The sequence below is a fragment of the Micromonospora sp. NPDC057141 genome, assembly GCF_042670805.1.
In the GTDB taxonomy this organism is placed as follows: domain Bacteria; phylum Actinomycetota; class Actinomycetes; order Mycobacteriales; family Micromonosporaceae; genus Micromonospora.
The window spans coordinates 1-14,611 of record NZ_JBHUVA010000003.1; the positions used below are offsets into that span (position 1 = coordinate 1).

Here is a 14,611-nt window from a genome sequence, read left to right on the forward strand (position 1 = left end):
GCGCGAGAGCGCGGCGGCCGGGGCCGGTGCCGGGGGGTGAGAAGGGAACCCCTCTCTACCGGAGGCGTTGACAAGGGGCCCCTCCTTGTTCAGTTGCAGCGTGAGCCGTTGAGGGTGAAACCGGCGGCGGCGGGCAGCGAGGCACCGGAGAAGGTGCCCTGGAACCCGACGCTCACCGTGCCGCCGGACGGCAGGTCGCCGTTCCAGGCGGCGTTTCGGACGAGGAGCCCGTCGCCGTTCTGGGTCCACTCGCCGTTCCAGCCGCTGGTCAGCCGTACGCCGGAGCCGGCGGGGAAGCCGAAGGACAGCGACCACGCGTTCAGCGCGCTGCCCTCGTTGGTGATCCGCAATTCGGCGGTGAACCCGCCGGCCCAGGTGTTCGGGGTGAAGGTGACCGTGCACCCGCTGCCCGGCGGGTTCGTCGTCGGGGGCGCGGTGGTCGGGGGCGCGGTCGTCGGCGGCGCGGTGGTCGGCGGCGTCGTGGTGGGCGCGGCGGTCGTCGGGACCGGCCCGGCGGCGATCGCCAGGTCGTAGGCCCGCTGCGGGACGAACTGGCCGGCCGCCGCGATGCAGCCGTCGGCCTCGCCGGGCAGCTTCACCCACAGGTACGCGTCGATCGCCGAGTCGCCGGTCGCGGTGGTGCTCGGTGTGCCGATCGCCCGCCCCGGCGGGTCGCACCACTCGGACCCGAGTGGGCCGTTGCCGTTGCGGCTGGTGTCGATCACGGCCTTCAGCCGGGACACGCCGGTGGCGGCGATGACCTGCTTGGCGTACGACACGGACTCGGCGGTGGTGCGGTAGTTCGACACGTTCAGCGAGATGCCGTCGGCGCTGTTGGCGATGTCCGCCCCGTTGAGTCGGGATGCGATCTCGGCCGGAGCCAGCCACGCCGAGTGCCCCGCGTCGAAGTAGACCTTCGCCTGCGCAGAGCCGGCCTTGAGCGTCTTGCCGGCGTACGCCATCGACGCCCGGGTCTCGGCCTGTTGGCTGGCGCTCTGGCAGCTTGTCATGATCGGCAGGACGTCGGGCTCCAGCACGATCGTGGCGGGTCGCCCGGCCAGGCCGGCGGCGACCTGGTCCACCCACTGCCGGTAGGCGGAGTGGCTGGGCGCGCCGCCGCCGCTGGCGCCGCTGCAGTCGCGGTTCGGGATGTTGTAGACCACCATGATCGGGATCTTCCCGGCCGCGGCGGCGGCCCCGACGAACTGGTCCACCTCGGACCGTACCGTCGAGGTGTTGGTGGTGGTGTACCACCGGCCCTGCGGCACGCTCGCGATCCGGTCCCGGATCACGGCGGTCCGCGAGTCGCCGGGGTTGGCGGCCACCCAGCGGGCGGCGCTGGCTTGCGGGTCGACGTAGAACGCGGAGTCGGCGGCGGCGGCCGGGGCGGCCCCGAGCAGGCCGACGGCGACGGTGGCGGCGGTGAGTGCGGTCGCGCTGGCGGCCACGGCCGCGAGCGCCGGTCTGCTTCTCATGGGCGTCGTCCTCCACGAATCGATGAATGTGCGTGGAAGCGCTCCCACGCTTTCTCGACAAGGTACGCGTCGATTGCCGACATGTGAAGACCCTGTGACGCCGTTCGACCGGTTTCCGGGGGGAGGAGATGGTGCCTTCGGGCGGTCGGCTCACGCCTTCGGGCGGGCGCGCAGGTGGGCCCGCTCGCCCTGGCTGCCGAACAGGCTGAGGAACTCGACCGGCCCGGCGTCGGCGGCCCCGAACCAGTGCGGCACGCGGGTGTCGAACTCGGCCGCCTCGCCGGGGGAGAGGACCAGGTCCCGCTCGCCGAGCACCATCCGCAGCCGGCCGTTGAGCACGTACAGCCACTCGTAGCCCTCGTGGGTCTGCGGGTCGGGCTCCCGGCGACCGCCGCCCGCCGGGATCACCAGCTTGTACGCCTGGATGCCGCCGGCCCGACGGGTCAGCGGCAGCATGATCATGCCGTGCCGGGTGACGGGACGCAGGTGGATGCGCGGATCCCCGGTCGGCGGGGCGCCCACCAGATCGTCGAGCGTCACGCCGTGCGCCCGCGCCAGGGGGAGCAGCTGCTCCAGGGTCGGCCGGCGGGCACCGGACTCCAGCCGGGACAGGGTGCTCACCGAGATGCCGGTCGCCGCCGACAGCTCGGCCAGCGTGGTGTCGCGCTGCCGGCGCAGCGCCCGCAGCCGGGGCCCGACCCCGGCGAGCGCCCCATCCAGGTCGTCGGTCACCCCACGAGCTTGCCAGACCGGCAAGGCGGCTACCCCCTACGATCCTTGGATGGGAGTGGACCGGGCGCGGGTCGTGGTGGTCGGGGCGGGCATCGCCGGGGTGGCGTGTGCCGCCGAGCTGCACCGGGCGGGGATCCCGGTGCAGGTCCGCGAACGTGGCCGGGTGCCGGGCGGCCGGATGGCCAGCAAGCGGTTCGACGGGCGGCCGGCGGACCTCGGCGCGGCGTACTTCACCGTGAGCGACCCCGGTTTCGCCGAGGTGGTGGGCGGCTGGGCGGCCGCCGGGCTGGCCCGGGAGTGGACGGACACCTTCGTGGCCTACTCCGCCGACGGCCGGCGGGAGGTGCCCGGGCCGATGCGCTGGGCCGCCCCGCGCGGGCTGCGGTCGCTGGTCGAGCACCTGGCCGCCGACCTGCCCGTCGCCGTCGACCGGCCGGTGCTCGGCGTCGGGCCGGGGCCGACCGTCGACGGGGAGCCCTGCGCCGCCGTGGCGCTGGCCGTGCCGGGCCCACAGGCGGCCCTGCTGCTCGACCCGGCGCTGGGGGCGGCCACCGCCGCCATACAGGCGCAGCGGTGGTCGCCGACGCTGAGCGGGGTGCTGCGCTTCCCGGCCAGGTCCTGGCCGGACTTCCGGGGCGCGTTCGTCAACGACCACCCGCTGCTCAGCCTCGTCTGTGACGACGGCGACCGGCGCGGCGACGGCGCCCCGGTGCTGGTCGCGCACACCACGCCCGAGTTCGCCGCGGGGCACCTCGCCCAGCCCACCGGGGCCGCGCGGGCGATCGAGGAGGCCGTCCGCGACCTGCTCGGCCTGCCCGACCGGGCCGAGCACGTGCACGTGCACCGCTGGACGTACGCGAAGCCGGTCGACCGGGCCGGCGACGGCACGTACCACCTCGATGCCGACGGCATCGGCCTGGCCGGGGACGCCTTCGGCGAGCCCCGGATCCAGAGCGCCTGGCGCTCCGGCCGCGACCTGGGCCAAGCCCTGACCACCCCCTGACCCCTGCCCCCTGCCGCACCCCACCCTGCCCCCGCCCCGCTCCCGCGATCTTGCAGTTGCGGCCCCTGGAACGGGGCTTGTGCCCGCTGTTCCCGGGCCGTAAGTGCAAGATCGCGGGAGGAGGGGCGGCGGCGCGTTCGCCCTGGCGGTGGCGTGCGCCCCCGACGACCAGCCCGGCGCGACGCTCGGCCCAGCGCCGCGAGCGGGGAGTCCGCCAGAGCCTCCAGCAGGGTGGCCGGGGCGTCGTAGACGGCCACCGCGCCCGCCCCGGCCAGCTACCCGGCCGGGGCTCGCCTTACCCGGCCGGGATGAGGATCTCGAACCAGACCGTCGAGCCACGGACCGTCGGGTCGGTGCCCCAGGCGTCACTGAGCTGCTCGATGAGGCCGAGCCCTCGGCCCCGGCTGCTCAACGTGTCGGTCCGGGCCCGGGTCACGGTGCCCCGGGTCCCGGAGTCGGCCACCGACACCAGCAGCCGCTCCGGGCTGAGGTCGATCTCGACGCGGGCGGCGGTGCCGGCGTGCAGCAGCGCGTTGGTCGTCAACTCGCTGGTGCACAGCACCGCGGCCCCGACCACGGCCTCGGGCACCTGCCAGTCGGTGAGCTGGGCCGTCATCCAGTGCCGCACCCGGCTCGGCGCGGTCGGCTCCGCCGGCACCTCCATGCTCGCCGAGCGGCTGGGGATCAGCGCGTGTTCCACCGCCAGCACCGCGACGTCGTCTTCCGTGGCGCCGGCGACCGCCGCCGTCGCCACCGCGCACAGCGCGCGGGGGTCGCCGCTGGCCGCCCCCGCCACGGCACCGGCCAGGCTGTCCAACCCGGCGGCGAGGCTCTGCCGCCGCCGCTCGACCACCCCGTCGCTGAACAGCAGCAGGGTGTCGCCCGGGGCGAAGCGGACGGTGGTGGTGCGCGGGTCGCAGCCCAGCCCGAGCGGGGCGCCCGGCGGCACGTCCAGGTATTCCGCCGCCGGCTCGCCGTCGGGCCCGGCCCGGCGTACCAGCGGCGCGGGGTGCCCGGCGCTGGCCAGCGTGAGCCGCTCCCGCTGCGCGTCGACCACCCCGAACACCACGGTCACGAACAGCTCGTGGCTGCCCGTCTCGGCGCCGAGGCTGCCCACCAGGCGGTCCAGCCCGGCGAGTACGGCGTCGGGCCGGGGATCGGTCAGCGCCAGCGCGCGCAGCGCCGCCCGGACCTGGCCCATCCGGGCCGCCGCCTGCACGTCGTGCCCCGCCACGTCGCCGAGGACGACGCCCAGCTCGCCGCTGGGCAGCAGGAACGCGTCGTAGAAGTCCCCGCCGGCGGCGTTGCCGTCGACGCCGGCGTCGTAGCGGGCGGCGATCCGCAGCCGGGGCAGATCCGGCAGGTGCTCCGGCAGCATGCTGCGTTGCAGCAGTTGGGCGGTGCCGTGCTGGGTCTCGAACCGGCGGGCGCGTTCCGCGGCCTGGCCGATCAGCTCGGCCGAGGCGGCCAGCAGGGCCCGCTCGGCGGCCGACCAGGCGCGCGCCGCATGGTAACCGACGGTCAACCCGCCCCGCAGGGCCGACGTGCGCAGCGGCTGGGCGGCCAGTCCCTGCACCTTCTGGTCGTGCCGGTCCACCGCGATGTCCCGCAGCGGCTGGCCGTCGGAGACGAACTGGGCGACCCCGCTGCGCGCGGCGACGATCAGCGGCCCGGTGGAGTCGGCGGGTGAGCGCCGCCACAGCGGGGGCAGGCGCTCGTCGGCCTCGTCCAGCAGCTCCCCGCGGACCCGCCGTACCGTCCGCCACCCGGCACCGTCGTCCACCCCGAAGGTGACCCGGTCGGCGTCGAACGCGGCGAGCAGGTAGCGCAGGGCGACCCGGGCCACGTCGTCCAGGGTGAGGGTGCCGGCCAGCGCGGCGGCCACGTCGCTGAGGCTCTGCAACTGCTCCGTGACCTGACTGGTCTCGGCGGCGACGATCAGCACCCCGACGATCCGCCCGGCGCCGTCCCGCACCGGGGAGTGGCCCCGGGTGAACACCGCCTGCGCCCGCGCGTCGGGTTGCTGCTGGTCGTACGGGAGCACTGCCTCCCGTTCCAGGGACGACTCGCCCCGCCGGTGGGCGCGCTCGATCGCGTCGCCGACGCCCGGCTGGTCCCACACGTCGGCGAACACCTCGGCGGCCGGCCGGCCCGCCGCGCCGGGGTGGCGGTCGCCGACGAGCGTCGCGTACGCGTCGTTGTAGAACAGTAGGAGGTCGTCGCCGAGGGCGAGCGCCATCGGCACCGGCGAGGCGAGGATCAGCTCGGCCGCGCCGCGTACCACCGGGTCCGAGTGCTGGGGCGGGCCGGGCGTCGTCGCGGCCCGGGAGCGGCCGGGAACGACGCCCGTAGCGTCGGAGGCGGACGCCTCCGCGGCGGGCGTTGCTGGCGTGGGGACTCGCCCGACCGTGCCTGGCATGTCCGCAGCCTAGCCGGAGCGCCCGGCCCCCGGCCTGATCGCGGGGCCGACCGGCGTCGGGCGGTCCCGCCGGGTCGGAGGCGGGTCCCTGTCAGCGCAGGTCAGGGCCGCTCTGGGCTGCGATGTCGGGAAATTTGGTACGCGTCGCGCGGCGTGCGGCGCACCGAGGCGGGTATGCGCGCGCCGAAGTCCATGCGACAGGAGGGACACCATGCAGAAAACCCTCGCGGTCGGGCAGGTAGACATCGGTACCGCCCTGACCGATATGTGGAGGTCGGTGCTGCTCTTCGTCCCGAGGGCGATCGCGTTCATCGTGATCCTCGTGGTGGGGTGGCTCATCGCCAAAGCGGTCCTCAAGATCGTTGACGCGGCACTGGAACGGGTGGGGTTCGACCGCGCGGTCGAACGGGGTGGGATCCGGCGCGCGCTGGAACGCACCAAGTACGACGCCAGCGACATCCTGGCGAAACTGGCGTACTACGCCGTGCTGTTGTTCACCCTGCAGTTCGCCTTCGGGGTGTGGGGGCCGAACGCGATCAGCGACCTGATCCGGGGGGTGGTCTCGTGGCTGCCCCGGGCGTTCATCGCGATCGTCATCGTGGTGGTGGCCGCCGCGATCGCCAACGCGGTTCGGGACCTGGTCACCGGCTTCCTGGGCGGCCTGTCCTACGGCCGGGTGCTGGCCGACCTGACGGCGATCTTCATCCTGGCGCTCGGTGTCATCGCCGCGCTCAACCAGGTGGGCATCGCCACCACGGTCACCACGCCGGTGCTGATCGCGGTGCTCGCCACGGTGGCCGGCATCCTGATCGTCGGCGTCGGCGGCGGCCTGGTGCGGCCGATGCAGAACCGCTGGGAGGGGTGGCTCGACCGCGCCGCCGAGGAGTCCCGGGCGCTGCGGGAGCACCGCCAGGCGCAGGCCACCGGCCGGGGGGACGTCGAGCGGCGGATGGCTGACCGGGGTGCCGAGCGCGCCCGGGCCAAGCCGGAGGGCTCGATGACCGGGGCCCGCGGCGGGCAGGGGACGTACCGCTCCGGCAACCTGCCGGGCGACGAGACCCAACAGTTCGGCCGCCCGGGCAGCTGACCGGGGGGAACACGAGGGGGAGGGGGCCCGCGCGGGCCCCCTCCGTCGTGCGTCCGGTCAGAGCGTCGGCAGCGGGGCCGGGCGGGTGCCCAGGGAGCGGGCCAGGGCGCAGACCGCGAGCAGACGGGTGAGTAGCCAGTCGGGCTCCGACCAGTCCGCCGAGCGGGTGGGCGGCTGCCAGCCGTGCTCGCGCGCCGCGTCCCGGACGCCCTCGGCGTACCCGGCGAGCGCGGCGGGGGTCAGCGGCCGGTGGTCGCCGCCGAGACCGTCCCGGACGGCGGCGGCGTGCTGGTCGACCTCGGCGAGCAGGCCGGGGCGGGCTGCGGCGGCGGCGAGCCCGGCGGTGCCGATCGAGACCGTCAGCACGGCGAGGGCGGAGCTGGCGGAGTCCACGGCGGAGCGGCCCGGGGCCCGGTTCGACGGCACACGCATGAGGACCGAGGTTAACTGGCTGGTAACCGGGCGCGCCTCCGCCGCTCGGCCGGCCCCGGCTCCTCCACCCATCGGCAGGCACCCCGACCGCCAGGATTGACCCGGCCGGCGCGGGGCAGAAGGGAAAGCGGGTCGGCACCGGCGCGACCGGCACATGGAGGAACGCATGGGACAGCAGGACGAACCCGACGAGCGGCACCGCCGCCCTGCCGGGGTGAGTGACACCACCGTCGAGGCGCTGAACAGGCTCAGCGAGGCGCTGGAGACGGTCGAGCGGGTGCGCGGGCACCTCTACTCGCTGCACCAGTTGGTCGGCCACGCCGACCTGATGCTCGACGAAGCCGTCGAGAAGTTCCGCGCGGCCGGGCACGACGCGATCGCCGACCGGATCGCCACCGACCTGCTCGGCCGCAACGTGGTCGCCGGCCGGTGGACCTTCCAGATCGTCGAGGATTTCGACGACGGGTACTACGCGCTGTTCCGGGACCTCGACCGGCAGGCCCGCGACGAGCTGGTCGGCGGCCGGCGGCACCTGTACGAGGCGGAGATGAAGGAGCGGCGGCGCACCCGGGGCCGCCCCGGGCACGAGGCGCGACCGGCCGACGACCAGCGCTGACGCCGAGGCTGGCGCTGGCGGCGGTCCGCCCACGCCTCGTGCCCATGCCTGCGCCCGCCCGCGCTCGCCGTCGACCGTGACGTTGCGTCATCCCAGGGGTCGGTGGTGCCGCCACCCAGTGCCCGGTTTCCGCGTAACGAGGCGTAGTCGGCCAGTGCGTCGAGGATGGCACGTCCGTCCCCGGTGACCCATCCGAACTCGGACGACGAGGTGTCGCCGGTAGGGACCGACTCCGCTTCTTCGGAGCCGGTCCCTACCGGACCATCGCTGCGACCGCGGTGGCGCGGTTCGTCACGCCAAGGTGAACCGCCACTGCTGGTTGGTGCCGCCGTGGCAACTCCATTGCAGCAGCCGGGCGCCGTCGGTGGTGGCGCCGCCGTTGACGTCCAGGCAGAGCCCGCTCTGCACGTTGCGCACCGTGTACACCCCGGAGGTCGCGGTCGCCGTCGCGGTGAACTTCTGCTGGTTGCTGTTGTTGCAGGTGGCCTGCTGGAGGAACGCCCCCGTCGCGGTGGAGCCGCCGATCACCTCGGCGCACTTGCCGCTGTGCACCGCCTTCAGGTAGACCGCACCGCTACCAGCGTCGACGGCCTGCCACTTCTGGTTGTTGCCACCGGTGGCTGCCCACTGGGTGAGCTGGGCGCCGTCGGCGGTGGAGACGCCGCTGACGTCCATCAGCTTTCCGCTGTGCTGCGCGGTGAGCGTCCAGGTCTTGCCCGCCACGCCGGTGTCGGTGCCGGGCACGCCGACGCCGGTGCCGCCGAAGGTGTGTGAGTCGAGGTCGAACCAGTTGTTCGAGCTGCCCTTGAACACCATGTAGAGCGTCTGCGTCCCCGCGAGGGCGGAGACACTCACCGGCGCCGTGGACTGGTAGTTGTCCCAGCCGCCGGTGCTCGGCACCGGAGTGGTGGCCAGCAGCGTTCCGGTCGGTGAGCCGGCACGCAGCTCGATCGAGCCGCCACCGGACGGCGACGACAACCGGTAGCTGACGGTCGAGATGCCCGACAGGCTCATCGGGCTGAACGCGATCCAGTCGTTGTTGGAGATGTCCCCGACCCGCTTGGTGCTCTCTGCGGCCGCCTGGTCGACGACCCGGATGCCGGACTGGCTGCTGAAGTATTCGGCCTGCTTGTGCTTCGGCTGGAGGATCGCCTGCGCGGTGCCGGTGAGCGGGGACGCGCCGCCCGCGCCACCGCTGTCGGTGTACCGCGCGTTCAGCACGTAGAACAGGTTCGCGCCATCGGGGTGCCCGCCGAGCAGATCGGTGGAGATGGTGCCCGAGCAGCCCGGGTACTCGGTTGTCTCGTGTGCGTGGTCGTCGTGGCCCAGCGCCGGGTTGAGGAGCACCTTCGAGCAGTCGACCGTGCCGCCGTCCGGATCGGTGACGCTGATCTGGTACGACACCTTGTCACCGAAGGTGAGCATCCCACCGTTGGCGGGCGTGGTGATGGTGACCACCGGCGCGGTGTTGCCGACGGTGATCTGGACGTTGGCGAAGCCCGTCTTACCGGTGTTGTCGGTGACCTTGAGCTGCGCGGTGTAGTTGCCGTTGGAGGTGTAGACGTGCGACGGGTTGGCCGCCGTGGAGCTGGTTCCGTCGCCGAACGTCCACTGGTAGCTGAGCGTGTTGCCGGGGTCCGGGTCGGCCGTGCCGGCGCTGCTGAACTGGACGGTCAGTGGGGCGGTGCCGCTGGTGGGCGTGCCGGTGGCCTTGGCGATCGGTGACCGCCCACCCTGGATGTAGTCGATCCGGTAGAGCCCGGAGTCACTGTTGCCGCCGCCGAAGTTGGTGCCCCACTCCAGCAGGTAGAGCGAGCCGTCCGTGCCGAACTCCATGTCCATCGGCTTGTTGAACCCACCCCCCGGCAGGAACGGGTTGGTGCGGGTCACCGCCGTGGCGGAGTCGAAGTGCACCTCCTTGATGTAGTTGCGCGACCACTCGTAGAAGAAGTGCACGCCGTCGTAGTAGGGCGGGAACTTCGTCGCGGACGGGTTCGCCGCGTCGTACCGGTAGACCGGCCCGCCCATCGGCGCGGAGCCGCCGGAGCCGAGCTCCGGGAAGGTCGGCGAGGTGCCGTAGCCGTACCAGATGTTGGGCGCGACGATCGGACGCAGGCTGGTCAGGCCGGTGTTGTTGGGCGAGTTGTTGACCGGTGCGTTGCAGTTGAACTTGGCGCCGACGACGCCCGTGTCCGGGTTGAACGGCGCGTAGGGCTGGTTGTCGCCGTGGCAGAACGGCCACCCGTAGTTGCCGGGTGCCTTGATCACGTTCAGCTCGACCAGGCCTTCGGGGCCGCGGTTGGTGGTGGGCGGGTTGCGGTCCGGCCCGTAGTCGGCCAGGTAGACCCAGCCGTTGGCCGGGTCGATCGAGAACCGGAACGGGTTGCGGAAGCCCATCGCGTAGATCTCCGGCCGGGTCTGCGCCGTGCCCTGGGGGTAGAGGTTGCCCGTCGGGACGGTGTAGCCGCCGCCGGCCGAGGGCCGGATGCGCAGCAGCTTGCCGCGCAGGTCGTTGGTGTTGCCGGCGGTCCGGGCGGCGTCGAGGTTGGCCTTGCCCGGCCGCCAGTCCAGTGGGGCGTAGCCCTGCCAGTTGGGGTCGAGGTTCGGCGGCGTGTCGTCTCCGGTGCCGATGTAGAGGTTCCCGTCCGGGCCGAATTCGATGTAGCCACCGGTGTGGCCGGGCTCGGGGAAGGTGCGGTCACGGTACGCCGGAATATCGATGATCGTCACACCGCTGGACGTGTTCAGTGTGTCACCGGTGAGCGTGTAGCGCGAGACGCGGTTGACGTCGGTCGTGCTGCTCGCCGGCGAATGGTACAGGTACACGTACCCGTTGCTGGCGAAGTTCGGGTCCAACGCCATGCCGGTCAGGCCGTCCTCGCCTCCGGTGTAGACACTCAGCGTGGCGGCGGTGACGGTGCTGTTGGTGGCGGGCTTGAAGATCTTGACCTGTCCGCCGCGCTGGACGTAGATGACCCGGCCGTCCGGCAGCGCCGCCAGGGCCATCGGGTCGACCGTGTTGTCGTCCAGGGTGCGCTTCTCGAAGTTGCCCCAGACGGTGCCGCCGCAGTCGCCGGGGGCGTTGCCGGCGGCCCACTGGACGCCACCGAGGACGTGGTTGCGGAAGTTGGTCTCGCTGTAGGACTCGATCGCGTGGCCCATCGCGGTGGCCCACACTCGTCCGCCGCCGGCGTTGCGGCACCAGGAGATCGGGTGGTCCGGGCCCATCGCCCGGGATCCCGGATTGTACGTGCGCTCGTCGGCGGTCACGAGGACGTGCACGTTGCCGCGCGGGTTGGTGTCGAAGTTGTACCACTCCTCGCTGCGGTTCCAGCGGTCCGGCAGGCCGGTCGTCGACGGGTGCTGCTTGTCGGCGACGATGGCGGTGCCGGGCAGCACGCCGGGGGAGTGCTCGGGCATGTGGGCGCCGCCGTTGAGGGTCTGGTCCCACCAGGGGTACTCGGCCTCGATGCCCATGTCGGTGGCGTTGTGGATGCCGACGATGCCCTTGCCGCTGGCCAGGTAACCCTCCACGGCCTGGCGTTGGGCGGCCGAGGTCCAGACCATGCCGGAGGTCTGGAACATGATGATCACGTCGAAGGTCGCGAGGTTGGTCGGGGTGAAGACGCTGGAGTCCTCGGTGTGCACCAACTCGAAGTTGTTCGCCGCCGCCTGCTGCTGGAACATGCTGACCCCGACGGGGATCGAGTCGTGCCGGTAGCCCACCGTCTTGGTGAACAGCAGGGCGCGGAAGGCCGGGGCCGCCGAGGCGGGTGGTGCGAGGCCGAGCGACAGTAACAGGCCGGCGATCATGGCAATGATCCATGTGGTGCGACGCATGCCGTCTCCTAGGTTTCGGCGGGCAACGGAACTACGACCACGGACCCGACGGCGCGTCAGGCGGTGCCTGGGCGCTTGAGGGCACGAGTGTGCTGCTCGGGTCGTCGTGCCGTCCGCCGCGACGGCCGTCAGTCCCCGCAGGAATGTCACAGAGAGTGGCGCTGGTGATGTTCTCGTCCCCGTGGGCCGCGAGGCCAGGATGGGCCAGTCATCGATGGGTGTCAATGGATTGAAGGACGTTCGACGCCCCGCCGGGATCGCGGTGGCCGCGTCGAACCCCTCGGTGCGGCGCCGGTGCCGAACGAGTGGCGGGCCTGGCAGCCGCCTCAGGTTGAGGATTGTGGACCCGCATCCAAACATCTATCTTCATACGTGTGATGTTTCGTCGATGTCAAGGGAAAGTTCCCGGCATGGAAACGTAAACACCCTTGGCTACCAGCGAAAGTTCGCTCTCCGGCACCCCGGACGAGCCGAACGCGATGCACGGATCACGTTGATGACTACTGTCTGTGAGGGTTTCCGGAATGCCAGACCCACCGCCGGCGCCGCTGCTCACCCTTCGGGGCATCGGCAAGTCGTTCCTCGGGGTACGCGTCCTCGACGGCGTCGACCTCGATGTCGCGCCGGGCGAGGTGCACGCCGTCGTCGGTGAGAACGGAGCCGGGAAGTCCACCCTCATGAAGATCGTCTCGGGCGGGTACGTCCCGGACGAGGGCACCGTCGAGCTCGCCGGTGAACCGCGCGTCTTCCGTGGACCAGGCGACGCGCAGCGCGCCGGGATCGGCATCATCCACCAGGAGTTCAACCTGCTGCCGGAGCGCACCGTCGCGGAGAACGTCTACCTGGGACACGAGCCGGTCCGCCGTGGACTGGTCGACCGTCGGGCGATGCTCGACCGCACCGGCCGACTGCTCGCCTCGATCGGGGAGACCGCCCTGCCGGCCGATGCCCGGGTGGGGCGGCTCGGCATCGCGCAGCAGCAGGTCGTCGAGATCGCAAAGGCACTCGCCCTGGACGCACGGCTGCTCATCATGGACGAACCCACCGCAGCACTGGCCGACCACGAGGTCGAGCTGCTCTACGGGCTGGTGCGCCGACTACAGGAACGGGGCATCGGCCTGTTGTACGTCTCGCACCGGCTCACCGAGGTGTTCGACCTGTCCGGTCGGATCACGGTCCTCAAGGACGGCCGCCGGGTGACCACCGTGGACACCGCCGACACCGCGGCCGACGAGCTGGTGCGGCACATGGTCGGTCGGGAGCTGTCCAGCTACTACCCGGATCGGGCCGGCCCCGACGACCTCGGCCCGGTGCGGCTCACGGTTCGCGACGCGGGAAACCGGAAGCTGCGTGGCATCGACCTTCAGTTGCGGGCCGGCGAGGTGCTCGGCGTCGGTGGACTTCAGGGCTCGGGGCGGTCCGCGCTGGCCCGTGCGCTCTTCGGCGTGTCCCCGTTCACGACCGGCGACGTGACGCTCGACGGCAGACCGGTCCGGCTGCGCTCACCCCGTACCGCGATGCGGGCCGGCATCGCCTACGTCACCGAGGACCGCAAGGGCGAGGGAATCGTGCCCCGGCAGTCGGTGCTCGACAACGCGCTGCTCGCCAGCCGGGCCGTCTTCGCGGCCCGGTCCGGCCGCGCCGCCCGTACCGAACGGGTGCGTGAACTGCTCGCCGCCGTCGAGGTCCGCGCCGCCGGCGACGACCAGGAGATCCGCTTCCTGTCGGGCGGCAACCAGCAGAAGGTCGTCCTGGCCCGATGGCTCGCGCTCGACCCGCAGGTCCTGCTCTTCGACGAGCCGACCCGGGGCATCGACGTGGGCGCGAAGTCGGCCATCCACGACCTCGTCCGCCGCCTTGCCCGCGACGGCGCGGCCGTGTTGATGATCTCGTCCGACCTGCCCGAGCTGTTGGGGATGAGCGACCGGATCGTCGTCATGCGCGACGGTCGCCTCGCCGGCGAACTGCCCGACGGCGCGAACGAGGAGGACGTCGTCGCCCTGGCCGTCGGCGCCGTACCGGAGGCGACCCGGTGAGGGCCCCGTCGCTCCTGCCGGCCCGACGCCCCGTTCCGGGCGTGTTCGTGGCCCTGACCCTCACCCTCGCGATCGGCTGGCTGGTCGTCCTGGCCGACGGCGGTCAGCTGTTCAACCAGTCCACCACAGTGAGCCTGCTGCACGTCGCCGCCGGCCTCGGGTTCGTCGCCGTCGGCCAGACCCTGGTCATCCTCGGTGGCTCGCTCGACCTCTCCGTGGCGTACGTGATCAGCCTCAGCACCCTCGTCGCGGCCGAGACGATGAACGGCAACGACGGCGCGCTGGCGCCCGCGATCGGCCTGGCGCTCGCGGTCAGCGCCGGCATCGGGCTGCTCAACGGGCTGCTCGTCACCAAGCTCCGGGTCAACGCGTTCATCGCGACCCTCGGCGTCGGGCTGCTGCTCAAGGGTTACCTCGACAGCGGTTACGACGGCCCGGCCGGCACCACCTCACCCACCCTCGTGCAGACCCTCGGCTACCAACGCGTCGGTCCGGTACCACTGTCGTTCCTCCTGCTGGTCGCCGTGGCCGGGATGGCCTGGTTCGCGCTCTCCCGGACCCGCTTCGGCCACCACCTGGTCGCCGTCGGCGGGGATGCGGAGGTCGCTCGGCTCTCCGGCGTCCGCAACGACCGGGTCCTCGTCACCGCCCACGTGCTGTGCTCGCTGTGTGCCGGGCTCGCCGGGATCTACCTCGCCAGCCGGCTCGGCTCGGGCGCGCCCCGGGTGGGCACCGAGGGTCTCTACGACCTGGAGTCGATCGCCGCGGTGGTGATCGGCGGAACTGCCCTCGCCGGTGGGCGCGGCGGCGTCGTCGGCACCGTCGGTGGGGTGCTGCTGCTCGCCAGCATCGACGCGATCTTCAACCAGCTCGAGGTCGACGCCTTCTTCAAGCAGGTGATCAGGGGGGCCATCATCATCGCCGCGGTCGCCGTCTACGCCCGCCGGGCCCTGCGAAAGGCGGCGTCCTAG

At 72.6% G+C, this 14,611-nt stretch carries 10 protein-coding genes; 5 read left to right on the plus strand and 5 right to left on the minus strand.

The genetic code is table 11. From position 1 onward, the window contains the following. Positions 1 to 89: 89 nt before the first annotated feature. The gene (locus ACFT41_RS03470) at positions 90 to 1,475 is read right to left on the minus strand and encodes a glycoside hydrolase family 6 protein (protein WP_377589023.1); all 1,386 of its coding nucleotides are present in this window, start codon (positions 1,473 to 1,475) and stop codon (positions 90 to 92) included. A gap of 150 nt (positions 1,476 to 1,625) precedes the next feature. Then, on the minus strand, positions 1,626 to 2,207 hold the full coding sequence (locus tag ACFT41_RS03475) for a helix-turn-helix domain-containing protein (protein WP_377589020.1): 582 nt from the start codon (positions 2,205 to 2,207) through the stop codon (positions 1,626 to 1,628). Positions 2,208 to 2,256: 49 nt separating this feature from the next. Between ACFT41_RS03475 and ACFT41_RS03480 the strand changes: the two genes are divergently transcribed. Further along, the gene (locus ACFT41_RS03480; RefSeq protein WP_377589018.1) at positions 2,257 to 3,210 is read left to right on the plus strand and encodes an NAD(P)/FAD-dependent oxidoreductase; all 954 of its coding nucleotides are present in this window, start codon (positions 2,257 to 2,259) and stop codon (positions 3,208 to 3,210) included. Between the two features lie 295 nt (positions 3,211 to 3,505). Here ACFT41_RS03480 and ACFT41_RS03485 read toward each other — a convergent pair whose 3' ends face one another. After that, complete coding sequence (locus ACFT41_RS03485; RefSeq protein ID WP_377589017.1) at positions 3,506 to 5,629, minus strand: SpoIIE family protein phosphatase; 2,124 nt, start codon at positions 5,627 to 5,629, stop codon at positions 3,506 to 3,508. A gap of 211 nt (positions 5,630 to 5,840) precedes the next feature. On the opposite strand from ACFT41_RS03485, the gene ACFT41_RS03490 reads away from it, so the two are divergent. After that, positions 5,841 to 6,716, plus strand: coding sequence for a hypothetical protein (locus ACFT41_RS03490; protein ID WP_377589015.1), 876 nt, complete (start codon positions 5,841 to 5,843; stop codon positions 6,714 to 6,716). A gap of 57 nt (positions 6,717 to 6,773) precedes the next feature. Here ACFT41_RS03490 and ACFT41_RS03495 read toward each other — a convergent pair whose 3' ends face one another. Continuing rightward, positions 6,774 to 7,148, minus strand: a complete 375-nt coding sequence (locus tag ACFT41_RS03495) for a DUF6401 family natural product biosynthesis protein (protein ID WP_377589013.1) — start codon at positions 7,146 to 7,148, stop codon at positions 6,774 to 6,776. A gap of 166 nt (positions 7,149 to 7,314) precedes the next feature. Here ACFT41_RS03495 and ACFT41_RS03500 point away from each other — a divergent pair, with 166 nt between their 5' ends. Beyond that, a complete protein-coding gene (locus tag ACFT41_RS03500; protein WP_377589011.1) occupies positions 7,315 to 7,764 on the plus strand; it encodes a hypothetical protein in 450 nt (149 codons plus the stop codon). A 291-nt stretch (positions 7,765 to 8,055) separates the two neighbouring features. On the opposite strand, the gene ACFT41_RS03505 is transcribed toward ACFT41_RS03500, so the two are convergent. After that, complete coding sequence (locus ACFT41_RS03505) at positions 8,056 to 11,604, minus strand: ThuA domain-containing protein (protein WP_377589010.1); 3,549 nt, start codon at positions 11,602 to 11,604, stop codon at positions 8,056 to 8,058. Between the two features lie 524 nt (positions 11,605 to 12,128). Here ACFT41_RS03505 and ACFT41_RS03510 point away from each other — a divergent pair. Beyond that, positions 12,129 to 13,640: a sugar ABC transporter ATP-binding protein gene (locus ACFT41_RS03510; RefSeq protein ID WP_377589009.1), complete on the plus strand. Its 1,512-nt coding sequence runs from the start codon at positions 12,129 to 12,131 to the stop codon at positions 13,638 to 13,640. Beyond that, positions 13,637 to 14,611: an ABC transporter permease gene (locus tag ACFT41_RS03515; protein ID WP_377589007.1), complete on the plus strand. Its 975-nt coding sequence runs from the start codon at positions 13,637 to 13,639 to the stop codon at positions 14,609 to 14,611. The genes ACFT41_RS03510 and ACFT41_RS03515 overlap by 4 nt, the downstream gene beginning before the upstream one ends.